Source organism: Actinokineospora sp. PR83, from assembly GCF_021056305.1.
Taxonomy (GTDB): Bacteria; Actinomycetota; Actinomycetes; order Mycobacteriales; family Pseudonocardiaceae; genus Actinokineospora; species Actinokineospora spheciospongiae.
In genome coordinates, this window is record NZ_JAJCXD010000011.1 from 1 (window position 1) to 23,115 (window position 23,115).

A 23,115-nucleotide genomic window follows, 5' to 3' on the forward strand; every position below is an offset into this window, starting at 1 on the left:
TGAGTGGTTAAGGCCCCCAGCTAGACCACTGGGTTGATAGGCCAGAGATGGAAGCCCGGTAACGGGTGGAGTTGACTGGTACTAATAGGCCGAGGGCTTGTTACAAAAATGCTACGCATCCACTGTGCGGTGTCTGAGACACCAACCACCCCCACACCACCGGCATCACGCCTGCGGAGTGGGGTGCGGGGTTGGATAGTTTCATAGTGTTACGGCGGTCATAGCGGCAGGGAAACGCCCGGTCCCATCCCGAACCCGGAAGCTAAGCCTGCCAGCGCCGATGGTACTGCACTCGTGAGGGTGTGGGAGAGTAGGACGCCGCCGGACTAAAATTGAGACCCCAGGCCCGAGGAACACAGTTCCTCGGGCCTGGGGCTTTTTTGCGTTCCAGGAAATTTCACGAATCAGGCCTGCCCGCACACCGCCACACCTGCTCGGACGCGGCTACGCCTCCGGTGCAACCGCTGCTGCCGCGCGGCGGGCGCACGGCCGGGGTGGACGTCCTGCTGTTCACCGACGTGGACAACCGAGCGGCGAACTCGGTCCACACCGCGCTCGAGTTCGTCCCGGTGCACGACTCGGCCGAGACGGGACCCGCGCAGCCGAATACGCTGTGCGGGGTGACCACCACGCGCATCCTCGTCATCCAGCTCGCCGACCTGGATCCGCCCGGGCGGCTGGCCGAGTGGCTGGTCGACTCCGGTGCCGAGGTCGAGCTGGTGCGGTTGGACCGGACCGGCGAACTCCCCGAACCGCGGGACTTCGCCGCCGTGGTCTGCCTCGGTGGGCCGATGAACGCCAACGACCTCGACGGGCACCCGTGGCTGCGGACCCTCCGGGCGTTCTTCGGCACCTGCGTCACCCGGCGGGTTCCGCTGCTGGCGGTCTGCCTCGGCGCGCAGGTGCTCGCAACCGCGCTCGGCGGTGAGGTGGAACCGGGGCACGAGGGGCCGGAGGTCGGCCGGGAACTGGTGGCCAAGCGGGACCTGGGGTGGGCCGACCCGCTGTTCGCCGACCTGCCGCTGATGCCGGACGTGGTCCAGTTCCACCACGACGTGATCACCCGGCTGCCCGCGGGTGCCGAACTGCTCGCCTCCGCCACCCGCTACCCGAACCAGGCGTTCCGGGTCGGGCCGGTCGGGTACGGCATCCAGTTCCACATCGAGACCACGCCGGAGCTGTTCGAGACCTGGCTGCGGTCGGACCCCGCCGGTGCCGAGTTCGCGCGGGCGGTCGACCGCACCCCCGAGGGGATCACCGAGCTGCACGCCGACGTCGAGGAGACCTGGCGGCCGTTCGTCGAGCGGTTCGTCAAGCTGGCCAGGGGCGAGCTGTCCCCGGTCGCGAAGAACCTGCTGTAGACCGGGGGACGAGCACATGCCCGACCGCTCCCGTCCGATCTCCTCCGCGGCCCGCTTCGGGCTGACCGAACCCCGCGCCGAGGCCGAACTGCGCGCCGCGGGCCTGTGGGACGACCACGGCCCGGTGCCCGAGCACGAACTGGTCCTCACCGCCCTCTCCCGCAGCCCCGACCCCGACCTGGCGCTGCGCGGCCTGGCCCGCGTCCGCGAGGCCGACCCCGGCACCTGGCCCGAACTCCGCACCGAACTGAGCACCAACCGGCGGCTGCGCGGCAGGCTGGCCGCGGTCCTCGGCGGGTCGAGCACCCTCGCCGACCTCCTGGCCGCCCGCCCCGCCGAGTGGCGTCGGCTCGACGGCGCCGGAACCCCCGCCGACCAGTACAACGCCGCCCTCCTCGCCGAGGTCGGCGCCGTCGGGGACAGCCCCCAGGGGCCGGTCGCGGCCAAGCGCGGACCGGAGGCGGTGAAGGCGCTCAAGTTCGCCTACCGCGGCCTGCTGCTGGAGCTGGCCGCCGACGACCTCGGTCACCTGGTGGAGCCCGAGCTGCCCGAGTTCGCCTACGAGGAGGTCGCGAGCAGGCTCAGCGACCTGGCCGAGGCGGCGCTGCGGGCCGCGCTCGCGGTGGCGTGGGCGGAGAACGGCGGTGCCACCGCCCAAGAACGGGCCCGGCTGACCGTGATCGCCATGGGCAAGTGCGGCGGGCACGAACTCAACTACGTCAGCGACGTCGACGTGATCTTCGCCGGGGAGGGCGACCTGGGCCTGGCCACCCGGGTCGCCAGCGCCATGATGCGGGTGGCGACCGAGGCGTGCTTCGACGTCGACGCGAACCTGCGCCCCGAAGGCCGCAACGGCGCCTTGGTCCGCACCCTCGACGGGCACCTGGCCTACTACAAGCGGTGGGCGCGCACCTGGGAGTTCCAGGCGCTGCTCAAGGCCAGGGACATCGCGGGCGACGCCGAGCTGGGCCGCGGGTACACCGACGCGGTGGCACCGCTGGTGTGGACGGCGGCCGACCGGGACAACTTCGTCGTCGACGTGCAGGCCATGCGCCGCCGCGTCGAGGACCACGTGCCCTCGGAACTGCTGGAACGCGAGCTGAAACTGGGCCGCGGCGGCCTGCGCGACATCGAATTCGCCGTGCAACTGCTGCAACTGGTGCACGGCCGCACCGACGAAACCCTCCGCCGGGCCGCCACCGTGGACGCGCTGGCCGCCCTCGCCGCAGGCGGGTACGTCGGCCGCACCGACGCGCTGGAACTGGCCGAGTCCTACCGGTTCCTGCGCACCCTCGAACACCGGCTCCAGCTCCAGCGGCTGCGCCGAACCCACCTGTTCCCCGCCGACGACGCCACCGACGACCTGCGCTGGCTGGCCCGCGCCACCGGCATCGGCCCGGACGGCGGCCGCTCCGAGGCGCAGGTCCTGCTGGCCGAGTTCCGCAGGCGCGCCAACCGGATCCGGCGCCTGCACGAGAAGCTGTTCTACCGGCCGCTGCTCGAAGCCGTGTCCCGCGTGCCGACCGACCAGCTCCGGCTGACCGCGAAGGCGGCCGAGGCCCGGCTGGCGGCACTGGGCTACTCCTCCCCGCAGGGCGCGCTGCAGCACATCCAGGCCCTGACCTCGGGGGTGAGCAGGCGGGCGGCGATCCAGACCGCGCTGCTGCCGGTACTGCTGGACCTGCTCGGCGCCACCCCCGACCCCGACGGCGGCCTGCTGGCCTACCGCAAGGTGTCCGAGGCGCTGGCGGCCACGCCCTGGTACCTGCGGGTGCTGCGCGACGAGGGCGCGGTGGTCGAGCGGCTGGCGGTGCTGCTGGGCACCTCGAAGCTGGTCCCGGACCTGGTGGTGCGCGCCCCGGAGGTGCTGCGCCTGCTCGCCGACCCGAAGGAGCTGACCCTGCGCGACCCGGCCGAGGTGGCCGCGTCGCTGCGCAACGCCGTGCGCAGGCACGGGTACCTGGGCAACGCGGTCACCGCGGCCCGGTCGCTGCGCAGGCACGAACTGCTGCGGGTGGCGTGCGCGGACCTGCTCGGGTTCATGGACGTGCTGGCGGTGTGCTCGGCGCTGTCGAGCGTGTGGTGCGCGGTGCTGGAGGCCTCGCTGGCCGCGGTCGACCGGTCGGAGGCGGCGTCGGCGGGCGGGCACCTGGCCCGGATCGCGGTCATCGGCATGGGCCGCCTCGGCGGGTCCGAACTGGGGTACGGCTCCGACGCGGACGTGATGTTCGTGTGCGAGGCCGCCGACGGGGTGTCGGACTCCGACGCGCTCAAGTACGCCGGTCGGGTCGCCACGGCGGTGCGGCGGCTGCTCGGCTCACCCAGCCAGGACCCGCCGCTGCAGGTGGACGTCGACCTGCGACCGGAAGGCAGGCAGGGGCCGATCGTGCGGACGCTGGAGTCCTACCGCGCCTACTACCGGCAGTGGAGCGAGGTGTGGGAATCCCAGGCGCTGCTGCGGGCCCGACCAGTCGCAGGCGACGACGACCTGGGCAGGCGGTTCGTCGAGATGATCGACCCCATCCGCTACCCGGAAGGCGGGCTGGCGGACAAGGACGTGCGCGAGATCCGGCGGATCAAGGCCCGGGTGGACACCGAACGGCTGCCGCGCGGAGCGGACCCGACGACCCACACCAAGCTCGGCCGCGGCGGCCTGGCCGACGTGGAGTGGACGTTGCAGCTACTGCAACTGCGGCACGGGCACGAACACCCGGCGCTGCGCACCACCTCCACCATGGACGGCCTGATGGCGGCGGTCGACGCCGGGCTGATCACCGCCCAGGAGTCCGCCGAGCTGACCCAGTCCTGGCTGCTGGCCACCCGGGTGCGCAACGCGATCACCCTGGTCCGCGGCAAGCCGTCCGACCAGCTCCCCACGCAGGGCCGGGAACTGGCCGGGGTCGTCACCGCCCTGGGCCCGGACACCCCGGGCGGCATGGCCGACCCCGGCCAGTTCCTCGACTTCTACCGCCGCACCACGCGCCGCGCGCACACGGTGGTCGAACACGTCTTCTACGACGATCTATGACGACTGACACCAGCGGACCGGTTCTGTCGGGGCCGCGGCATAGGCTCGGGGCATGAGTGAGCCGTGGAGCTGCCGGGTCGCCGTCCGCAGCTACGAACTGGACGCGCTGGGGCACGTCAACCAGGCGGTGTACCACCAGTACGCCGAGATCGCCCGCATCGAGGGCTTCACCGCGGCCGGGTGCTCCTGGGACACGCTGATCGCATCCGGGACCGCGCCGGTGCTGCTGGGGTCCACCATCGCCTACCGCCGCGAACTGCGGGCCGGGGACGCGGTGGACATCACCTGCGCGATCAAGTTCGGTTCCGGCAAGACGTTCACCGTGGACTCGGTGATGACCAAGCTCGACGGCACGGTCTCGGCAGAGGTGTCGTGCGTCATCGGGGTGATGGACCTGACCGCGCGCAAGCTGGTGGCCGACCCGCGGGCCGTGATGGAGGCCCATGGGTTCGACCTGTCCGTGCTGAACGGCTAGAAGACCTGCGTCAAGGCCGGTCTTTCCTCTGTGGATGCCTGATTCGAGTTGTCCACAGGCCTCCCGCTCCGAGCCCGGTTTTGTCCGACCCCGCGGCTAAGCTTGAGCAGAAGGAAGACGCGCGGGGGCGGGCGGCGCCCACCTCAGGAAGACGTGCCGGCCGGCTGTGGTCCCTGTCGTCGTGGTCCGTCGTCGTGGTCCGTGGTGCCGACCGGTCGTGAAACGACCCGTGGTTGTTCCACGACTGGTTGCCCTACGACACCGGGGCCGCCCTCGCGCTGGACTTCCGCACCGGGTCGCCGGTGTCGAAGTGCCCGACTCCACGGTCACCCCCGGCGCGGGTTCCAGCCGAACCAGGTCCGGGGGTTCCATGGTCTCCGGGGGTTCCACGGTCGGTGCTGGCACCCGCAGCCGGGTCGGTGTCGGTTGCTGGAGCCGAGAGCCGGGGCCGAGAGCCGGATCGGCACCGGCGCCCGCAGCCGTGGGTCCGAGGTGGCCTGCCTCAGACCGGGATCGGTGTCGTGACCCGGCGCAGCAGTTCACCGGCGATGGTGGGGGAGCGCAGGTCCGAGGGGCCGTAGACGGGGACGTCCACGTGCGCCTGGGTCTCGCGCACGCCCAGCGGTGACTGGGTGAGCAGGCCGCTGACGGCGAGGACCTGGTGGCCGTCGCCCTGCAGGCGGTGCACGCCGAAGATCGCGCCCGTGGAGTCCGCCGCCGCGTACAGGACGCCGTCGGCCAGGGCGCGGGTGACCGGGTGGTCGAGGAGTTGGGCGGTCTCGGGCTGGAGCACGCCGTCGGCGATCTCCAGGACCGCGGCGTCGACGCCCGCGGCGGTCAGGTGGCCGTGCAGGGCCTCGGTGCCCGCGACGATGCGCTCCAGCGGCACCCGGAACGTGGTGGCCATGCCCATGTCGGTGAAGTCCAGCGCGAGGGCGGCCCCGGCGTCGCGGAACAGCCACGGGTCGCCGCCCGCCGCGGTGCCGGTGACCTTCGCCGCGCCGACGCGCAGGCCCGCGCGGGTCAGGCCGTGCACCAGGGAGGCCACCGTGGTGGTCTTGCCGGAGTTCATCGAGGTGCCGACGACGACGAAGGTGGGCACCCGGCGGCCGGTCGGGGGCGGGGCGGGCAGGGCGAAGTCGGCCACGTTGAGCGGGCGGCCGGAGGGGCCCGCGAGCAGGCTGAGCGGGCGGACAGTCGTCGGCGGGGCGGACACGGCGGCGTTGCCGCTGCGCACCTTGCCCAGGACGCCGCCCGCCGCGACCAGGTCGCAGGGGCCGAGGTCGTCGGGCAGTTCCGCCTCGAAGTGGTCCGGGGCGTAGCGGGCGGCGTAGGCCACCAGCACCCGGTCGCCGACGAACAGGCGGGCCTTGCGGCCGTCGGCCAGTTCCAGCACCTCGTGGTAGCCGACCGAGGTGACCTCGGCGAGCACCACGTCGCCGTGGGTGGGGCGGTGCTCGGCGGGGCGCAGCGGCGTGAGCGCGTCGGCGTCCAGCAGGCGCACGGCGTAGGCCTTCTTGAGGCGGTCGACTCGTACCGGGTCCAGGGCAGCGGACATGGGTGTTCCCTCGGGTGGTGCCGGAGTGGTCACCGCGCGAGAGCCGCGCGGCTGCGGGGAGCGTATGGGCTGGATCACCCCGGGGGGGAATGATCGTCCCGCGTAATACCTGGGCAACGCCGGTGACACGGAGGGTGAACGCCAGCGGACCGGCCGGGGGCACCGCCGCTCGGCGGAATGGACCAAGATCGGGTGGAAAACGTGTCGACAGCACAAAAACCGGCGCCTGCCGGGGGTGGTCCCCAGGCAGGCGCCGGTCGGTGACGAGAGGTCAGCTTCCGCCGATCACACGTCGTAGTACAGGCCGAACTCGTACGGGTGCGGGCGCAGGCGCAGCGGGTCGATCTCGTGCTCGCGCTTGATGTTGATCCACGTCTCGATCACGTCGGGGGTGAACACGCCACCCTCGAGCAGGTAGTCGTGGTCCTCCTCGAGGCGGTCGAGCACCTCGTTGAGCGAGGCGGGGACCTGCGCGACCTCCTTGGCCTCCTCGGGCGGCAGCTCGTAGAGGTCCTTGTCGATCGGCGTCGGCGGCTCGATCTTGTTCTTCACGCCGTCCAGGCCCGCCATCACGATCGCGGCGAAGGCCAGGTACGGGTTGCCCGAGGAGTCGGGGCAGCGGAACTCGACGCGCTTGGCCTTGGCGTTGTTGCCCGTGATCGGGATGCGCACGCAGGCGGAGCGGTTGCGCTGGGAGTAGACCAGCGACACCGGGGCCTCGTAGCCGGGCACCAGGCGGTGGTAGGAGTTCACCGTCGGGTTGGTGAACGCCAGCAGCGACGGGGCGTGCTTGAGCAGGCCGCCGATGTAGTGGCGCGCGGTGTCCGACAGCCCGGCGTAGCCCGACTCGTCGTGGAACAGCGGCGTGCCGTCCTTCCACAGCGAGGAGTGCACGTGCATGCCGGAGCCGTTGTCGCCGAAGAGCGGCTTGGGCATGAAGGTGACCGTCTTGTCGGCCGCCCAGGCGGTGTTCTTGATCGCGTACTTGAACAGCTGCAGGTCGTCCGCGGCGTGCAGCAGGGTGTTGAACCGGTAGTTGATCTCGGTCTGGCCACCGGTGCCGACCTCGTGGTGCGCGCGCTCGACGGTGAAGCCGAGGCCCTGCATGTTCAGCACCATCTGGTCGCGCAGGTCGGCGAAGTGGTCGACCGGCGGGACCGGGAAGTAGCCGCCCTTGAAGCGGGTCTTGTAGCCCTTGTTGCGGCCGTTCTCGTCGGCGGCACCGGTGTTCCACCAGCCCTCGACGGAGTCGACCTCGTGGAACGAGCCGTTCTCGGAGTAGTCGAAGCGCACCGAGTCGAAGATGTAGAACTCCGCCTCGGGGCCGAAGTACGCGGTGTCGGCGATGCCGGACTCGGCGATGTACTGCTCGGCCTTGCGGGCGATGTTGCGCGGGTCGCGGGAGTAGGCCTCGCGGGTGAACGGGTCGTGCACGAACCAGTTCAGGATCAGCGTCTTCTCGATCCGGAACGGGTCGAGACGCGCGGTGTAGGGGTCGGGCAGCAGCAGCATGTCCGACTCGTGGATCGACTGGAAGCCGCGCACGGAGGAGCCGTCGAACGCGAGGCCCTCGGTGAAGGCGTCCTCGTCGAACGCCTCGGCGGGCAGGGTGAAGTGCTGCATGACGCCCGGCAGGTCGCAGAACCGGACATCGACGAACTTCACGCCCTCGTCGGCAATGAAGCGCAAGACCTCGTCGGAAGACTTGAACACGCTTGTTGGCTCCTTACGTCTACTCGCCGGCCGTGACCGGCCCACCGCGCTCAACGGACGGCAATTGATCACGGCTGTCCGCTCTGCGTGATGAAACTAGGAGGGCGGTGTTGCCCGACCATCACCCTCGTGTTTCGCGCGGGTTAACGGCACCGTTCGGCGCCCGTGGATGCCCGGGATCATGCCAGGCTCGGCCACGTCCGGCAGCGCGTCCTACGCTGGAGGGGTGAGCAGATGGACCGGAAGTTGGCTGCCCGGCTCGGACACCGGAACCCCCGACGAGGACCCCCAGCGCTGGCCGGGTGAGCGGCTGGGCCTGCCGGAGAGCGGCCCCGGCTCGGCGGCGGCCAACGGCATCCGCTTCGCCGCCCTGCTGATCGACCTGGTCCTCGCCTCCCTGGCCACCTCGGTGTTCGTCCCGTTCGACGTGGGCGACCCGGCGGTCATGCGCACCCACAACCTGTGGTCGGGGGCGGTGTGGTTCCTGATCACGGTCGCCGGGGTGGCCCTGGCCGGGTTCACCCCCGGCAAGGCGCTGCTCGGCCTGCGCGTGGTCCGCCTCGACGGGACGGCGCTGGTCGGGCCGCTGCGGGCGATCCCGCGCACGGTGCTGGTGGGGCTGGTCCTGCCGGGCGCGATCACCGACAAGGACGGGCGCGGGTTGCAGGACAAGCTGGTGGGAACCTCGGTACTGCGCACCCGCTAGGCGGTGCTCCCTGTCCTGAATGCGGGCGGGGTGCGCGGGTGGTGGCCCGGTCTACAGCGCGGGTTCCTCGGCGAGGTGCACGGCCGTGGCGACCGGCTGGAAGCCCACCTTCCGATAGACGCGGTCGGCGTCGGCGCTGCCCGGGGTCAGCCAGGCCAGCGTGGCCCCCGCGAGGGCCACCACCCGGTCCACCGCGTGGGCGGTGACCAGGCCGCCGAACCCCTGCCGCCGGTACTCCTCGACCGTGGCGACCCCCACGACCTCGGTGACGCCGTCGGCCACCGGGGTCCACGAGGCGACCGCCACCGGTTCCCCGTCCATCCGGGCCAGCACCATGCCCCCGTCCTGGGGCTCCGGGGGCGGACCCGTGGGCAGGTCGGCCCCGCCCATGCCGAACGCCCGGTGCGCCAGCGCGGACCCGAGCACGTGGTCGCGCTCGGTCGTGACCAGTTCCACGGTCACCCCCGGCGCGGGTTCCGGTCGGACCAGGTCCGGGGGTTCGATGGTCAGCACCGGCACCCGCAGCGTGACGCCCAGCCCGGCGCCCTCCAGGGCGTCGACCACCCCCGGGGTGGCCTCGTCGATCAGCTCGAACCGCAGCGTGCCCTCGGGGAAGGCCGCCCGCAGCGCGTCCAGCCCGGCGTCCACCTCGGCCGGGTCCAGCACCGGCTCCCCGGGGCGGGCGGCGACGGTGTAGTTGAGGTAGTCGGGGCCGCTGGGCGCCAGCAGCCCGGTGAACGGCCCGGCGGGCACGAGCGTCCGGGTCCGGCTCAACCCGGACAACTGGGCCGCGGCGATCCGCACGGCGAGCTTGACGGCGTCGGTCACCCACCGACCGTATCGCCAGTGGAAACGATCAGCCGAGCGAATTGAGGTCGATCGTGACCGGGAACGGCACGTCGGTGCGGAACACGCCCGTGGCCTCCTGGTCGTCGACGTAGCCGAACTCCTCGGTGCGGCGGCAGGCCAGCAGCGAGACCGGGTCGTCGAGGTCGAGCATCCAGTAGCACGGGATGCCCGCCTCCGCGTACTCGATCCGCTTGATCTTCCGATCGGTGCGCCGCGATCCGGGGGAGATCACCTCGATGACGACCACCACCTCGGATGCTCGGATCAGGCCACCTGTCTTCTTCACCCGCTCGGTGGCCGTTCGGGTGCAGACGATGATGTCCGGCCTGCGGCTGTCGCCGGGCTGGTCGTGGGGGGCGAAGCCCATATCGATGTCCAGCTCACCGACGACCACCAAGTCGTCGGGTGCCTGCTGGTCGAGTTGGGACGCGATGCGGAAGATCGCCCGCATGTGCGAGTAATTGGGACTGGGTGACATCAACAAACGGCCCTCTTGCAGTTCGGTGTAGCCGCTCTCGGTCTCGCCGAGGGCGGCGTACTCCTCGATGGTCAACAGGTGCGTGGGCGCGCTCGACTCGTGTTGATGCTGCGGCATCGCGGTCATGGCTTCCTCCTCGCGGTGTCGACCATCCTGACAGAGGGCTACGACAAATGGCCTAACGCCTGCGCATGGTGCGCTGCACGCTGCGCATCTTGGCGCCTGCGGGCATCGGGCCCTTGGGCAGCGCCGCGCCCTTGGTGGCCAGGGCCGCGAGGCGCTTCTCGACGGTGTCCATCTGGGCGGGGCGGAGGTTGTTGGGCAGCTTCATCAGGTGCCGCTGCAGCTTGGCCAGCGGGACCTGGTTCTCCTCGTTGCCCACGACCACGTCGTAGATCGGGGTGCTCTCGCCGATGATGCGGGCGACGCGCTTCTTCTCCTGGGCGAGGAGGGTCTTGACCCGGTGCGGTGCGCCCTCGGCGACCAGCACCACGCCCGGTCGGCCCAGCACCCGGTGCACGGCGTCGAGCTGGGTGGTGCCCGCGACCGTGGGGGTGACCTTCCACCGGCCGCGCAGGTTCTCCAGGGCCCAAGCGGCCGCGCCGGGCTGGCCGTCGGCCTTGCCGTAGACGTTGCGCTGCACCCGGCGGCCGAAGATGATCACCGCCGCGAGCAGGCCGAAGGCGATGCCCACCGGCAGCAGGAACCACTCGATGCCGATCAGCAGCCCGATCAGGAAGACCACGCCGGTGACGACGACCAGGGCGCCGACCATCCAGGGGATCAGCGCCTTGTCTTCCTTGCGCTGCATGTTGAACGCCTGGAAGATCTGCCCGCGCTTGGCCTTGGACGCCGCCTTGCGCGCCGCCTTGGCTTCCTTCGCGGCCGCCTTGTCCTGCTTCTCCGCCATAACCCCCAGGATACGGGGCCGGGTCGCGCGTCCACGAGGCGCGCTCTGTCAGGATGCACGCATGGCTGGCGAACACCGACCCACGGACCTGCTGGCCGGTCTCGACCCGGAGCAGCTCGCCGCGGTGCGGGCCCCGCGCGGCCCGGTGTGCGTGCTCGCGGGCGCGGGGACCGGCAAGACCAGGACCATCGTCAGCCGGATCGCCGCCCTGGTCCGCGCGGGCCACGTCACCGCAGGTCAGGTCCTCGCGGTCACCTTTACCACGCGCGCGGCGGGGGAGATGCGGACCCGGTTGCAGGCGATGGACGTGCACGGCGCGCAGGCCCGCACCTTCCACGCCGCTGCCCTGCGACAACTGCGCTACTTCTGGCCCAGGGTCGTCGGCGACGCCCCGTGGGAGCTGCTCGACGGCAAGCTGCGCCTGGTGGGCCAGGCCGCGCACCGGGCGGGCGCGGGCACCGAGCGCGAGGCGCTGCGCGACCTGGCGAGCGAGATCGAGTGGGCCAAGGCGTCGCTGATCGGCCCGGAGGACTACCCGGCCGCCGCCGCCCGCGCCCGCCGCGACCCGCCCGCCGCGCCGGAACTGGTGGCGAAGGTCTACGCGGGCTACGAGGCGCTGAAGAACAACGCGCGGGTGCTCGACTTCGACGACCTGCTGCTGCACACCGCCGCCGCGCTGGAGGAGCACTCGGCGGTGGCCGAGGAGTTCCGCGACCGCTACCGCTGCTTCGTCGTCGACGAGTACCAGGACGTCACCCCGCTGCAGCAGCGCGTGCTCGACGCCTGGCTCGGGGAGCGCGACGACCTGACCGTGGTCGGCGACGCGAACCAGACCATCTACTCCTTCGCCGGTGCCTCGCCGCGGCCGCTGCTGGACTTCACCCGCCGCTTCCCCGAGGCGACCGTGGTGCGGCTGGAGCGCGACTACCGGTCGACACCGGAGGTGGTGTCGCTGGCGAACCGGGTGATCGGCGCCGCCCGCGACCGCCCGGCGGGCTCCCGGCTGCGGCTGATCGGGCAGCGCCCGCCCGGCCCGAACCCGCGCTTCGCCGAGTACGACGACGAGCCCGCCGAGGCCGCCGCGGTCGCCGCCCGCATCCGCGAGCTGGTCGACGGCGGGGTCGCGCTCAGCGAGATCGCCGTCCTGTTCCGGGTCAACGCCCAGTCCGAGGTGTACGAGCAGGCGCTGACCGAACTCGACATCCCGTACCTGGTGCGCGGCGGCGAGCGGTTCTTCGCCCGGCAGGAGGTGCGCCAGGCGATGGCGGCCATCCGCACCGCCGCCGGGTCGGACCCGCAGGGCGAGCTGCCCGCGCTGGTCCGCGCGCTGCTGGTGCCGCTCGGCCTGACCGAGGAACCGCCGCCGGGCGGCAGGCAGCGGGAGCGGTGGGAGTCGCTGCTGGCCCTGGTCGAGCTGGCCGAGGAACTGGTCGCCACCGAACCGGGCGCCGACCTGCGCCGCTACGCCGCCGAGCTGGAGCACCGCGCGCAGTCGCAGCACCCGCCGACGGTGGAGGGCGTCACGCTGGCGTCGCTGCACGCGGCCAAGGGCCTGGAGTGGGACGCGGTGTTCCTCGTCGGCCTGGTCGAGGGCACCATGCCGATCCAGCACGCCGACGGCGACGACGCCGCGATCGAGGAGGAGCGCAGGCTGCTCTACGTCGGGGTCACGCGCGCGCGGGTGCACCTGTCGCTGACGTGGGCGCTGGCGCGCGCCGAGGGCGGCAAGCGCTACCGGCGGCGCAGCCGCTTCCTCTACGGGGTCATCCCGGACAACGACCCGGTGTCCCGGCCGCCCGCGTCCCGGCAGCGCGAGCAGCGGGTGGTCGAGCGGCCGAGGTTCTGCCGGGTGTGCGGCGACCAGCTCCACGGCGTCATGCCGACCAAGCTGGGCCGCTGCTCGGACTGCCCCGCCGACCTCGACGAGGGCCTGCTCGACCGGCTGCGCGAGTGGCGGATGGAGCGGTCGAAGGCGCTGCGCGTGCCCGCCTACGTCATCTTCACCGACGCCACGCTGCTGGCCATCGCCGAGCAGCGCCCGGCGGACCGGGCCGCGCTCGTGGCGATCTCCGGCATCGGTGCCTCGAAGCTGGACAGATTCGGCTCCGAGGTGTTGTCGCTGGTCACCGGTGCGAACTGAGCCGACGTCAGGCGAACCCGAGGTAGTGTGACGCGCGTCACTCGAAGTTCCGGAAAATCAGTTGCACGGCTTCCCGCGGGGCCAATAACCTGCTCTGGCGGGTCGCGAGAGCGACCCGAATGACAACAGTACGACGAGACACCAGGGAGGTGGACCGCGTGAAGATCTCGATCATCAATGAGAAGCAGAACCCGGCCTGCTACCCGATGTCGGGTCGGTCTGTTCTGTCCGCGTTTGGGGGCGGCCTGCTCATCCAGGTCCGTCGTGAGCGTGTGGCCGCTCTGGGGGCGTCCGCTGCACACACCGCACACACCGTCCGTTGGACCACCCTCGATGTCGATGTTCCGACCCGTCTGCGCTCCGCAGGCTCGGGCTGGAGGACTTGACCCAAGGTCAAGCAACTCCTGGCCCCGAGGCCGCGGACTCCGACACCGGAATCCGCGGCCTTTTTGTTTTCCCACAACGGTTTCTTCCTAGTCAGGAGTTCTTCGACCATGTCGACAACCACTCCGCTGCCCTGCGGAGACCTGAACGAGCTGCTCGCGCAGTCCGGTTCCGGGGTGAGCGAGCTGCTGGACGCGGCTCCCTCCGCTGGTCTCGACCTGCCCTGCCGCTCCACCACCGACCCCGACCTGTGGTTCGCCGACGCGCCCGCCGACCTCGAGCGCGCCAAGACCCTCTGCGGCGACTGCCCCGTCCGCGCCGCCTGCCTGGCCTCGGCGCAGGCCCGGCACGAGCCGTGGGGCGTCTGGGGCGGGGAGATCTTCGAGCGCGGCGTCGTCATCGCCCGCAAGCGGCCCCGCGGTCGCCCGCGCAAGGAGGACGTCGCCCGCGACGCCGCCGAGCGCGCGGGCCGCAACCAGGACGGGGTCGCAGCGTGAACCCCGTGCACAACGACCCCATGTACACCTTCAAGCCGGAAGGCCCCACGGACATGCTTCTCCAAGAAAATCTCGCGAGATCACGAATGCGCGAGGCGGAGCAGGTGGCGCGAGCGCGCCGCCTGGTCCGCCACCTGAGCGCCGCGAGGCGCTGGAACCGGCTCTCGCAGTGGGCGGCCCGGCGCGCCGATCGCGCCTCCGCCGCACTCTGAGTGAGCCTGTTCACCCGAATTGACGCGATGCCCGCCACCGGATCGGTGGCGGGCATCCGTCCGTTAGGGTGGGAAATAGGATGGAAACGCCATTGTCACCACGGTCGCGCCGGGGTGGGCTTATGGTGTTGACCCCTGTTCCCGACGGCCTTGGGGCTCACGTTGGTGCAGAACGTGCAAGACGCCGGTGGCGAGAACGGCAGACGCAGGCTCAAGCGCCGGACCGAGGTCGGTCGCACGGGAGCCCGGTTCGGGCCACCCGGTCAGTGGCGGCTGGCCGCCTCCGACGACCCCACCCCCGACGACGACCCGGCGGCCGCCGAGTCCGAGATCGGCCGGGTCGGCGCCCGCTTCGGCGGCTCCTCCCGCAAGCGCAAGCGCGCCACCCCGCCGCAGCAGCCAGAGGCGACAGCCGATCCTGCCGCCGAGCCCCGCGACCGCACCGCCCGGTCCGGCGACCCGCGTGCTCTCGACGCCCAGCCCGGGGATCGCGCCGCTGAGCCCCGCGCCTCGGAAGCCCAGGGGCGTGACCGCGCCGCCGAGGCCCGGGCCACGGATCGCGTCGCCGAGCCCCGTGCTGTCGACGCCCGAGCCCGCGACCGCGCCGTCGAGCCGCGCGCTGACGACACCCGAGCCCGCGGCCGACCCGGCGAGCCTCGCGGTTCCGACTCCTGGGCCCGCGACCGCGCCGCCGAACCCGGCGACCTGTTCGACGACACCCCGACGCAGCGCAACCGCGCCGACCTGTTCGACGAGCGCACCCCCACCCTGCACGACTCCGCAGGCGACCTGTTCGACGACGGCCCCCCGGCCCGACCCGAGCCCATCGACTCCTCCCCGGCCGACCCCCGGCTGCCCGACGACCCGAGCGACTGGTCCGACGCCGACTGGGTGAGCCGCCCCGAGTCGCACACCCTGGTCCGCCCCTACGCCTGGACCCGAGGCCGCACCCACACCCGCTCCGACCTGGCGATCGAGGCGCTCATCTCCACCGTCGCCCCCGACCTCGCCACCTCCTGGGAGCACCGCGCGGTCACCGATCTGTGCACCACCCCGCGCTCGGTCGCCGAGGTGTCCGCCCTGATGAGCCTGCCCCTGGGCGTGGCCAGGGTCCTGATCAGCGACCTCGCCGACTCCCACGCGGTCACCATCCACCACCGCACGGGCGACGCCCCCGACCTGGCGTTCATGGGTCGGGTGCTGGAGGGCCTGCGCAAGCTGTGACCGACCCCGCCGAGACCGGTCCCGCCGCGATCGCCCCCACCGTGACCGACCCCGCGTCCGGTGCCGCCGCGACCGGACATGCCGCGGCCGACCCCGCTGGGACCGGACCTGCCGCGACCGGTGCGGCCTGCGGCCTCTGTGGTCGCTCCCGTGCCGAGGAACCCCCGCCGGCCGCACTGGCCTGGGTCAGCGAAACCGAGCGGGGGCAGACCAGGTGGTTGTGCGGCACCTGCGCCCGGGCGCACGTCCGCGACATCGAGGGCAAGCTCCCAGCCGAGTACTGGTGACCTGGTTACGGTGGTCCCCATGCTGATCGCCGAAGAACTGCTGCTACTGCTGGTCGACGACGAGAGCGGCAAGGTCAGCCCGGCGGCCGCCCAGCTCGACCGGGGCCTCGCGGGCGCCGCGCTGCTCGAACTCGCCGACCTGGGCCTGGTCGACGTCGCGGGCCCCGACGAAGAGGTCCGCGAGGGCCGCGTCGTCCTGCGCGAAGGCCGCCCACCCGCCGACTCGCTGCTCAAGGCCACCCTGGCCCGCCTCGCCGACCTGGAGGGCGCCACCCCCGCCGCCGCCCTGGACAAGGTGGGCAAGGGCCTGCGCGAAGCCGTCATCGACAGCCTGGTCGGCCGTGGTGTCCTCCGCCGCGAGGAGCGCAAGGTGCTCGGCGTCTTCCCCACCCAGCGCATCCCCACCGAGGACGGCTCCCACGAGCGCGCCCTCCGCGCCCGCGTCGAGCAGGTGCTGGCGGGCGCCGAACCCGACCACCACACCGCCGCCCTCATCACCCTGCTGCACGCCCTCGGCATCCTCACCAAGGTCATCGAGGTCGACGACCAGCGCACCGCCAAAGCCCGAGCCAAGACCATCGCCGAAGGCGACTGGGCGGGCGAAGCCGTGCGCAAGGCGGTCAACGCCGTCAACGCCGCCGTGTTCGCGGCGATCCTCGTCCCCACCATCGCGAGCACGGGCGGCTCCACCGGCACCTGACCGGCTCGGAGCGGCACCGGATCAGCACCGGGCCCCGGGCGGCGGGGTCGGGTCGGAGGCGGCACCGGGCTCCGTCGCGAGCGTGGGCGGCTCCCCGCACGCACCTGAACGGCCCCGGAGCGAGACCGGCCGGGCGGGGTGGGAGGGGGACCTGCTCCCGACGTGAGCACGAGCATCCAGTGGCACCCGGTCGGCCCAGGGTCCAGGTGGCATGGGTCCCGGACGAGGTCGGAAGTGGCAGCCTGGTTCCCCGCCGTGAGGACGGGCGGTGCGAGTGGAGCCCGGTCGGCTCAGAGCGACCTCGGCTCGCGGCAGCCTCGGCTGGGAGCGGCATCGGCTCTCGGAGCGGCGCTGGGTTCGGCCGAGGCTGGGGCGGCACTTGGGGCGGGTGGGGCGGGCGAGATGACGCGCCTGCGTCCGGATGGCGTTCAGCGCAGGTGAAGTCAGGTGAAGTCGTGCGCAAGGCGGTATTTCAGCGCAGTACTCGGCTTGGCCGGGGTGTCGGCTTGGCAGGGTGTTCAGCCTGGGCGGGGTGCTCGCTTGGTCCGGGTGCTCAGTGCGGCACTCGCCCTGGTTCGGGTTGGCCTCGAACCGACCAGGGGGATCTGACCAGGGGCGGGGCACAGTGGAGTGGGATCGGGTGGGTGCGTGTTCGGTTGATGTGGGTGTTCGCCCCCGCGCGCCATTCCGACTCAAGCTTACCCGCGACCACCGACAATCCACGGCCTCTGGTCGAGAGCCTGTGGACAACTTGTGGGTGGGGCACGTGGTTCTGGAGTTGGGGTCGGGTTGCCGGGTGGGGGTGGGGGTCAGTCTTCGGCGAAGCCGGGTTGCCAGTGGGAGATGATCGAGCGCATGGAGAACTCGGCGTCCAGTTGGCAGAGGATGCCGGTGGCGCCTGCGGTGACCCGTTGGATGAGGAGGTACTGCGGGGGGAGGTTGAGGGAGCGGCCGGTTTTGAAGTCCTGGCCGCGCAGGTCGCCGACTCGGCCTGCTTGGCGTTGCATCCAGCGGCGGGTGAAGTGGAAGACCTCGACCGAGGCGGGTTCGGCGAAGGGGGCCAGGTAGGCGAGGACGTCGTCGGGTTCGAGGTTCATGTCGGGGCGGATGAAGTGTTCTTCGCGCATGAGGGTGGCCAGTTCCGCGGACCTGCCCTGCACGGCCAGGCGGGTCATGACGCCGAGGGGTTCGGGGAGGCCCTCGGGGAGGCGGGCGATGGCGCCGAAGTCGATGACGCACAGGCGGCCGTCGGGGGTGATCATGAAGTTGCCGGGGTGGGGGTCGGAGTGCAGGAGGCCGACCCGGGCGGGGGAGGAGAAGTGGAACTCCGAGAGGAGGCGGCCCGCCTCGTTGCGCTCCTCGGGGGTGCCGTCCTTGATCACCGAGGACAGGGGCCTGCCGTCGACCCACTCGGTGATGGTGACCTTGGGGGCGCTGGCCACGACCCGGGGGACGAGCATCTGCTCGTCGCCCGCGAAGGCCTTGGCGAAGGCGCGCTGGTTCTCGGCCTCGGCCCGGTAGTCCAGTTCCTCGGTCATGCGGTCGGCCAGTTCCTGCAGCAGCGGCTTGATCTCCATGCCGGGGGCGAAGGGCTGGAAGAGCTTGCTGAACCGCTGTAGCTGGCGCAGGTCCGACCGCAGGGCCTCGTCGGCGCCCGGGTACTGGACCTTGACGGCCACCTGCCTGCCGTCGCGCCACACCGCCTTGTGGACCTGGCCGATGCTGGCGGCGGCGGCCGGGGTGTCGTCGAACTCGGCGAAGCGCTCCGACCAGCCCCGGCCGAGCTGCTGGGCCAGCACCCGGTGCATGGTCTGCGCGCTCATCGGCGGGGCGGCGGCCTGCAGCCGGGTCAGGGCCTCCCGGTACGGCTCGGCCATCTCGTCCGGGATCGCCGCCTCGAACACCGACAGCGCCTGCCCGAACTTCATCGCGCCGCCCTTGAGCTGCCCCAGCACCGCGAACAGCTGCTCGGCGGTGCGGGCGGCCACCTCGGCGCTCACCTGCTCGGCGCTCTGCCCGGCCAACCGCTTCCCCCACCCGCCGACGGTCCGGCCCGCGACCCCGAGGGGGATGCTGGCCAACCGGGCGGTGCGTGCGACGGTCTTGCGCGGCATGTCAGTCACGTGGTGATTGTCCCCTCTCCGGCCACGACAGCGCACATGAACCTTCCGGGGGCGGCCGAGAACGCGGTTTTCCCCCCGGCGCTGCCCGGTCCCCGGACCCGGAGACCTGTCATCACCTGACAACTGTCCCAGTTCCGGCAACCCCCTCCGCCCGCCCACCGGTCGCGGCGCCGCAGGGGCAGTGCGGGTGGGGTGGGGCGGTGCGGGTGGTGAGGGTGGCGCCGAGCGGGTCGACCTCCAGGGTGGTGTTGTGCAGGCGGGAGTGGGTCAGGTCGGTCAGCGCCAGGGCGGCGAGGGTGTGGGCGGTGGCCACCGCCGCCGTGGCGTGCAGGGTGGCCAGGTCGGTGGGGTGGGGGCGGGCGGTGAGCTGGGCGGCGACCAGGGGCCAGCACTCGTCGCGGGCGGCGCGGTGGTGCTCGGCGCAGGTCAGGCAGGCCGTGTGGCCGGGGACGACCAGGGGGCCGACGGTGCCGACGCCGTCGGCGGCGCGCAGCGGCAGGTGGGGTTGGGCCCTGGCGTGCAGTTCGGCCAGCAGGGCCGGGTCGGGGACCAGGGCGTCGGCCACCAGGACCAGGTCGGGGCGGCGGTGGGTGAAGGCGGTCGTGTCCACCGCCACCTCGGCCCTGGCCACCGCCTCGTTCGCCGCGACCCGCCGGGGCCTGCCGATGTCGGCCAGGGTGAGGCCCGCGCCCACGTCCTCCGCGGTCACCGCGCCCCGGGCGCTCACCCGGACCCGGCCCACGCCCGCGGCGGCGAGCTGGCAGGCCACGGCGACGGCGAGGCGGCCGTCGCCGTGGACGGCGACGCCGGAGCGGGCGCGGGTGGCGGGGTCGGCGGTGCCCCGGCGGGCGGCCAGGGTGGACTCGGGGGCCATCCGGCGGGCCAGCGGGTGCCCGGGGCCGGAGGCGTCCTCGACCAAGCCCTCGCCCGCCAGCCCGGAGAGCAGGTCGACCATGGCCGCGCGGTGCTCCGGCCCGGCCCGGCTGAGGAGTTCGGCCGTGGTGCGGCCGCCGCGGAACTCCTCGGCGGCGTCGAGTACGGCGGTCGGGACGCCGCTGACGACGGTGGCCCGGCCGGGGCGCACACCGACCTGGAACTCGCCGCTGCGCCGGTGCAGGACGGTGAGCCCGGGGCGCAGTCGGGGGCGTGCGGGCAGGGCCGGGACGGGGGCTTCGCTCATACCCCGATCGTGCCTGTTTCCGCCGAATGGTGGGAAAAGTTGTCCACAGGTGAGAGTCACACCCGGCGGGTGCTCCCCGGATGTCGGTGTCTCCCCTTACGGTTGTGCCGTGGCCGAAGTCGAGGTGCGCAGGAGCAAGCGCCGAACCCGCACCGTCACCGCGTATCGCGAAGGTGACACCCTCATCGTTCTCATCCCGGCCAGGCTCTCCAAGAAGGAGGAGGCCCACTGGGTTGAGGAAATGGAGCGCAGGCTGCTGCGCGTCGAGACGAACAGGCGCGGCCCGAGCCGCACCTCCGACGCCAAGCTGCTGGCGCGTTGCGTCGAGTTGTCGGACCGGTACTTCAACGGGAGGTGTGAACCGGCGGCGGTGCGGTGGGTGCCGCCGATGCGGACCCGGTGGGCGTCGTGCACACCGGTGGACCGGACCATCCGCGTCTCCGAGCACCTGCGGCAGGTGCCCGCGTGGGTGCTGGACTACGTGCTGGTGCACGAGCTGGCCCACCTGCTGGTGCCGGGGCACGGGGCGGACTTCTGGGAACTGGTGCGGGCCTACCCGCGCACCGAGCGGGCGATGGGGTTCCTGGAGGGGCTCTCGGCCGCCGCCGGGTGGGGCATCGCCACGGAGTGAATCGCCGTGGCGTGGATCGCCACCGGGTGACCGGGTCGGACAGGCGAACGGACCCCGTTCCGCCGATGCGGAGGGGGTCCGTTCCCGGTCGGGTGCGCCTCAGGCCCCCGGCTTGCCCTCGTCGTCCTGGCTGTCGCGCTCCGACTGCTCGGCCTCCCTGGCCTCCGCGGACTGCTCGGTGCGGTTGAGCTGGGCGATCGGGTCGTCCTCGATCGCCGAGGCGGCGCCCATGCGGTCGGCGAACTCCAGGGGGTCGTCGAGGTCGTCGGCTGTGGGCACCAGGTCCGGGTGCGCCCACAGGGCATCGCGGGCGTCGATGCCGTGCCGGTCGGTCACCAGCCGCCACAGCGACGCGGCGGCGCGCAGCTTGCGCGGGCGCAGCTCCAGCCCGACGAGGGTGGCGAAGGTCTGCTCGGCGGGGCCGCCGGAGGCGCGGCGGCGGCGCAGGGTCTCGCGCAGCGCCTCGGCACCGGGCAGCCGCTCGGACACCGCGTCGCCCACCACGATGTCGACCCAGCCCTCGACCAGGGCCAGCAGGGTCTCCAGGCGGGCCAGCGCCGCCTTCTGCTCCGGGGTGGTCTCGGGTTCGAGGATGCCGGACTGCATGGCCTGCTCGATGGTCTCCGGGTTCGACGGGTCGACCTGGGCGGCGAGCTGCTCCAGGGCGGCGGTGTCGACCTTGATGCCGCCCGCGAACTCCTCCACCGCGCCCAGCAGCCGCTGCCGCAGCCACGGCACACCGGCGAAGAGCCGCTGGTGGGCGGCTTCGCGGGCGGCAAGGAAGACCATCACCTCGCTGGCCGGGCGCTCCAGGCCCTTGGTGAACTCCTCGATGTTCGCCGGGAGCAGCGCGGCGGTGTTCGGCGGGCCGAGCGGCAGGCCGATGTCGGCGGAGGTGAGCACCTCGGAGGCGAGCTGGGCCAGGGCGTTGCCCAGCTGGGAGCCGAAGGCCATGCCGCCCATCTGCCCGACCATGGCCAGCAGCGGACCGGCCTGGGCCTTGGCCTCGGCGGGCAGCGCGTCCACCCAGGCGCCGGACATGCGGCGGGCGACCGGGTCGCACAGCCGCTGCCAGGTGGGCAGGGTGTGCTCGACCCAGTCGCGCGGCGTCCAGGTGCTGGTGGTGGTGGCGCCCGCGGGGAGCGTGGTGGCGGGGTCGAGCCACATCTCGGCGAGGTGGACGGCGTCGGTGACCGCCTTGGCCGACTCCGGGGGCGCGACGAAGCCGACCTGCCCGGAGAGCCGCTGCACGGCGATCTGCTTGGCCAGGTCGTAGTTGACCGGCCCGCCGCCGCCCGTCCCGGCCTGGCTGAGCATCTGCCCGAGCTGGCTGAGCATCTGCCCGAGCTGGCCGAACCCGTCGAACGGGTTCTCCGGCCCGCCCGCGGGCTTGGGGTTGCCGTCCTTGTCCCTGTCGTCCGGGTCCGGCAGTCCGAAGCCGAACTTGAACTCGCTCATGGGTCCACGGTACGCGGGGTGGGCGCGGCCGCGCTGTCCTGGTGATCCGCCCAGCGTGAACGCACGTACGCTGTGGACCCGTGAGCACCCCGTCGGAGACGCCCGTGACGCCGCCCGCACCCCGCGGCGAGGGGCCGCCCGCCCCCGGCCGCGGTCTGACCAGGCGCGGCTGGACCGTGCTGGTGGGCGTGGTGCTGACCGTCGCGTTCCTCGTCGTCGGCCTGGCCGTGCCCATCCCGTACGTGTCGCTGGGCCCCGGCCCGACCTACGACACCCTCGGTGAGGCGCAGGACGTCCAGATCATCTCCGTCGACGGCGAGCAGACCTACCCGACCAGCGGCCAGTTGCGGATGGTCACCGTGTCGGTGAACGACGAGATCACCCTCTTCGGCGCCCTGGGCCTGTGGATCAGCGGCCGGTACGCGCTCGCCCCGCGCGAGGAGTACTTCCGCCCGGGGGAGACCGAGGAGGACATCGACAAGCAGAACACGAAGCTGTTCCAGGACTCGCAGAGCAACGCCGAGGTGGCCGCCCTGCGCTACCTGAAGAGGTACCCGATGAAGGTCATCGCCCAGGAGATCACCTCCGGGGCGCCCGCGGACAAGGTCCTCGCCCCCGGCGACCGGCTGATCCGGGTCAACGGCAAGGCCGTCTCCACCGCCGCCGACGTCCGCCCCGCGCTGGCGGGCACCACCCCCGGCCAGTCGGTGGAGATCGTGTTCCAGCACGACGGCCAGGAGAAGACCGCCACCGTCACCCTGGGCAAGGCCGCCGACTTCGGTGCCGAGGACCGCGCGGAGGGCTTCCTGGGGCTGGGGCCCGCGGACCGCCCGGACGTGCCGTTCAAGATCTCGATCAGCCTGGAGAACGTGGGCGGCCCGTCCGCGGGGCTGATGTTCTCCCTGGCCATCGTCGACCGGCTCACCCCCGGCGACCTGGCAGGCAACCACGTCATCGCGGGCACCGGCGAGATCGACGCGGACGGCAACGTCGGCCGCATCGGCGGCATCCCGTTCAAGATGGTCGGCGCCCGCGAGGCGGGGGTGACCACGTTCCTGGTCCCCGCCGACAACTGCGAGGAGGCCAGGTCGAACGTCCCCGACGGCCTCCGGTTGATCAAGGTGGCCACCCTGGCCGACGCGGTGGCGCAGCTCGACAACCTCAAGGCGGGCAGGCCGACCCAGGGCTGCTGACCCGGCCG

At 72.5% G+C, this 23,115-nt stretch carries 20 protein-coding genes and 2 rRNA genes; 14 read left to right on the forward strand and 8 right to left on the reverse strand.

Features of this window, described 5'->3' with window-relative positions; all coding sequences use genetic code 11:
* From L6E12_RS03495 to L6E12_RS03515, 5 genes are all read left to right on the forward strand, one after another.
* Positions 1 to 105 (forward strand): 23S ribosomal RNA (locus L6E12_RS03495); the annotation flags it as partial.
* A 105-nt stretch (positions 106 to 210) separates the two neighbouring features.
* Positions 211 to 327: ribosomal RNA gene (gene rrf, locus L6E12_RS03500) — 5S ribosomal RNA — on the forward strand.
* Between the two features lie 293 nt (positions 328 to 620).
* Complete coding sequence (locus L6E12_RS03505; RefSeq protein ID WP_236226540.1) at positions 621 to 1,361, forward strand: gamma-glutamyl-gamma-aminobutyrate hydrolase family protein; 741 nt, start codon at positions 621 to 623, stop codon at positions 1,359 to 1,361.
* Between the two features lie 16 nt (positions 1,362 to 1,377).
* Positions 1,378 to 4,389 (forward strand): bifunctional [glutamine synthetase] adenylyltransferase/[glutamine synthetase]-adenylyl-L-tyrosine phosphorylase, encoded by a 3,012-nt coding sequence (locus L6E12_RS03510; RefSeq protein WP_236226413.1) that lies wholly within the window; start codon positions 1,378 to 1,380, stop codon positions 4,387 to 4,389.
* Positions 4,390 to 4,441: 52 nt separating this feature from the next.
* Entirely contained in the window at positions 4,442 to 4,864 is a 423-nt protein-coding gene (locus L6E12_RS03515; protein ID WP_236226414.1) for a thioesterase family protein, read from the forward strand.
* Between the two features lie 502 nt (positions 4,865 to 5,366).
* Here L6E12_RS03515 and L6E12_RS03520 read toward each other — a convergent pair.
* Both L6E12_RS03520 and glnA read right to left on the reverse strand, forming a co-directional pair.
* Positions 5,367 to 6,422, reverse strand: coding sequence for a DUF1611 domain-containing protein (locus tag L6E12_RS03520; RefSeq protein ID WP_236226415.1), 1,056 nt, complete (start codon positions 6,420 to 6,422; stop codon positions 5,367 to 5,369).
* A 285-nt stretch (positions 6,423 to 6,707) separates the two neighbouring features.
* On the reverse strand, positions 6,708 to 8,135 hold the full coding sequence (gene glnA / locus L6E12_RS03525) for a type I glutamate--ammonia ligase (protein WP_236226416.1): 1,428 nt from the start codon (positions 8,133 to 8,135) through the stop codon (positions 6,708 to 6,710).
* Positions 8,136 to 8,361: 226 nt separating this feature from the next.
* Here glnA and L6E12_RS03530 point away from each other — a divergent pair, with 226 nt between their 5' ends.
* A complete protein-coding gene (locus tag L6E12_RS03530) occupies positions 8,362 to 8,841 on the forward strand; it encodes an RDD family protein (RefSeq protein ID WP_236226417.1) in 480 nt (159 codons plus the stop codon).
* Positions 8,842 to 8,892: 51 nt separating this feature from the next.
* On the opposite strand, the gene L6E12_RS35265 is transcribed toward L6E12_RS03530, so the two are convergent.
* Genes L6E12_RS35265 through L6E12_RS03545 form a run of 3 tightly spaced genes read right to left on the reverse strand, consistent with a single transcriptional unit; the run spans position 8,893 to position 11,078 of the window.
* Complete coding sequence (locus tag L6E12_RS35265; RefSeq protein WP_236226418.1) at positions 8,893 to 9,669, reverse strand: GNAT family N-acetyltransferase; 777 nt, start codon at positions 9,667 to 9,669, stop codon at positions 8,893 to 8,895.
* 28 nt (positions 9,670 to 9,697) lie between these two features.
* A complete protein-coding gene (locus tag L6E12_RS03540; protein WP_236226419.1) occupies positions 9,698 to 10,294 on the reverse strand; it encodes a Uma2 family endonuclease in 597 nt (198 codons plus the stop codon).
* A gap of 52 nt (positions 10,295 to 10,346) precedes the next feature.
* Positions 10,347 to 11,078, reverse strand: coding sequence for a DUF4191 domain-containing protein (locus L6E12_RS03545; protein ID WP_236226420.1), 732 nt, complete (start codon positions 11,076 to 11,078; stop codon positions 10,347 to 10,349).
* Positions 11,079 to 11,139: 61 nt separating this feature from the next.
* Between L6E12_RS03545 and L6E12_RS03550 the strand changes: the two genes are divergently transcribed.
* From L6E12_RS03550 to L6E12_RS03575, 6 genes are all read left to right on the forward strand, one after another.
* Positions 11,140 to 13,218 carry an ATP-dependent DNA helicase UvrD2 gene (locus tag L6E12_RS03550; protein WP_236226421.1) on the forward strand — a complete coding sequence of 693 codons (2,079 nt, stop codon included), beginning with the start codon at positions 11,140 to 11,142 and terminating at the stop codon, positions 13,216 to 13,218.
* Positions 13,219 to 13,376: 158 nt separating this feature from the next.
* Entirely contained in the window at positions 13,377 to 13,604 is a 228-nt protein-coding gene (locus L6E12_RS03555) for a hypothetical protein (protein ID WP_236226422.1), read from the forward strand.
* 108 nt (positions 13,605 to 13,712) lie between these two features.
* Complete coding sequence (locus L6E12_RS03560; protein ID WP_236226423.1) at positions 13,713 to 14,099, forward strand: WhiB family transcriptional regulator; 387 nt, start codon at positions 13,713 to 13,715, stop codon at positions 14,097 to 14,099.
* Between the two features lie 20 nt (positions 14,100 to 14,119).
* A complete protein-coding gene (locus L6E12_RS03565; RefSeq protein ID WP_236226424.1) occupies positions 14,120 to 14,311 on the forward strand; it encodes a hypothetical protein in 192 nt (63 codons plus the stop codon).
* Between the two features lie 165 nt (positions 14,312 to 14,476).
* Entirely contained in the window at positions 14,477 to 15,535 is a 1,059-nt protein-coding gene (locus L6E12_RS03570; protein WP_236226425.1) for a DUF742 domain-containing protein, read from the forward strand.
* Between the two features lie 306 nt (positions 15,536 to 15,841).
* Complete coding sequence (locus L6E12_RS03575; RefSeq protein WP_236226426.1) at positions 15,842 to 16,522, forward strand: GPP34 family phosphoprotein; 681 nt, start codon at positions 15,842 to 15,844, stop codon at positions 16,520 to 16,522.
* An 809-nt stretch (positions 16,523 to 17,331) separates the two neighbouring features.
* Here L6E12_RS03575 and L6E12_RS03580 read toward each other — a convergent pair.
* Both L6E12_RS03580 and L6E12_RS03585 read right to left on the reverse strand, forming a co-directional pair.
* Positions 17,332 to 18,636, reverse strand: a complete 1,305-nt coding sequence (locus L6E12_RS03580) for an AarF/ABC1/UbiB kinase family protein (protein WP_236226541.1) — start codon at positions 18,634 to 18,636, stop codon at positions 17,332 to 17,334.
* Positions 18,637 to 18,757: 121 nt separating this feature from the next.
* Positions 18,758 to 19,825, reverse strand: coding sequence for a TOMM precursor leader peptide-binding protein (locus L6E12_RS03585; RefSeq protein ID WP_236226427.1), 1,068 nt, complete (start codon positions 19,823 to 19,825; stop codon positions 18,758 to 18,760).
* Positions 19,826 to 19,934: 109 nt separating this feature from the next.
* Here L6E12_RS03585 and L6E12_RS03590 point away from each other — a divergent pair, with 109 nt between their 5' ends.
* Positions 19,935 to 20,456: a M48 family metallopeptidase gene (locus tag L6E12_RS03590; RefSeq protein WP_063935908.1), complete on the forward strand. Its 522-nt coding sequence runs from the start codon at positions 19,935 to 19,937 to the stop codon at positions 20,454 to 20,456.
* A gap of 99 nt (positions 20,457 to 20,555) precedes the next feature.
* Here L6E12_RS03590 and L6E12_RS03595 read toward each other — a convergent pair whose 3' ends face one another.
* Positions 20,556 to 21,914 carry a zinc-dependent metalloprotease gene (locus L6E12_RS03595; protein WP_236226428.1) on the reverse strand — a complete coding sequence of 453 codons (1,359 nt, stop codon included), beginning with the start codon at positions 21,912 to 21,914 and terminating at the stop codon, positions 20,556 to 20,558.
* 80 nt (positions 21,915 to 21,994) lie between these two features.
* Between L6E12_RS03595 and L6E12_RS03600 the strand changes: the two genes are divergently transcribed.
* Positions 21,995 to 23,107, forward strand: coding sequence for a PDZ domain-containing protein (locus L6E12_RS03600; protein WP_236226429.1), 1,113 nt, complete (start codon positions 21,995 to 21,997; stop codon positions 23,105 to 23,107).
* Positions 23,108 to 23,115: the final 8 nt, after the last annotated feature.

What these genes read in the sequence shown, in the direction of transcription:
- L6E12_RS03510 (WP_236226413.1), top strand. Translation starts at nt 1,378, where the DNA reads ATGCCCGACCGCTCCCGTCCGATCTCCTCCGCGGCCCGCTTCGGGCTG.
- L6E12_RS03515 (WP_236226414.1), top strand. Translation starts at nt 4,442, where the DNA reads ATGAGTGAGCCGTGGAGCTGCCGGGTCGCCGTCCGCAGCTACGAACTG.
- L6E12_RS03520 (WP_236226415.1), bottom strand. Translation starts at nt 6,422, where the DNA reads ATGTCCGCTGCCCTGGACCCGGTACGAGTCGACCGCCTCAAGAAGGCC.
- L6E12_RS03540 (WP_236226419.1), bottom strand. Translation starts at nt 10,294, where the DNA reads ATGACCGCGATGCCGCAGCATCAACACGAGTCGAGCGCGCCCACGCAC.
- L6E12_RS03545 (WP_236226420.1), bottom strand. Translation starts at nt 11,078, where the DNA reads ATGGCGGAGAAGCAGGACAAGGCGGCCGCGAAGGAAGCCAAGGCGGCG.
- L6E12_RS03550 (WP_236226421.1), top strand. Translation starts at nt 11,140, where the DNA reads ATGGCTGGCGAACACCGACCCACGGACCTGCTGGCCGGTCTCGACCCG.
- L6E12_RS03560 (WP_236226423.1), top strand. Translation starts at nt 13,713, where the DNA reads ATGTCGACAACCACTCCGCTGCCCTGCGGAGACCTGAACGAGCTGCTC.
- L6E12_RS03565 (WP_236226424.1), top strand. Translation starts at nt 14,120, where the DNA reads ATGTACACCTTCAAGCCGGAAGGCCCCACGGACATGCTTCTCCAAGAA.
- L6E12_RS03575 (WP_236226426.1), top strand. Translation starts at nt 15,842, where the DNA reads ATGCTGATCGCCGAAGAACTGCTGCTACTGCTGGTCGACGACGAGAGC.
- L6E12_RS03580 (WP_236226541.1), bottom strand. Translation starts at nt 18,636, where the DNA reads ATGCCGCGCAAGACCGTCGCACGCACCGCCCGGTTGGCCAGCATCCCC.
- L6E12_RS03585 (WP_236226427.1), bottom strand. Translation starts at nt 19,825, where the DNA reads ATGAGCGAAGCCCCCGTCCCGGCCCTGCCCGCACGCCCCCGACTGCGC.
- L6E12_RS03595 (WP_236226428.1), bottom strand. Translation starts at nt 21,914, where the DNA reads ATGAGCGAGTTCAAGTTCGGCTTCGGACTGCCGGACCCGGACGACAGG.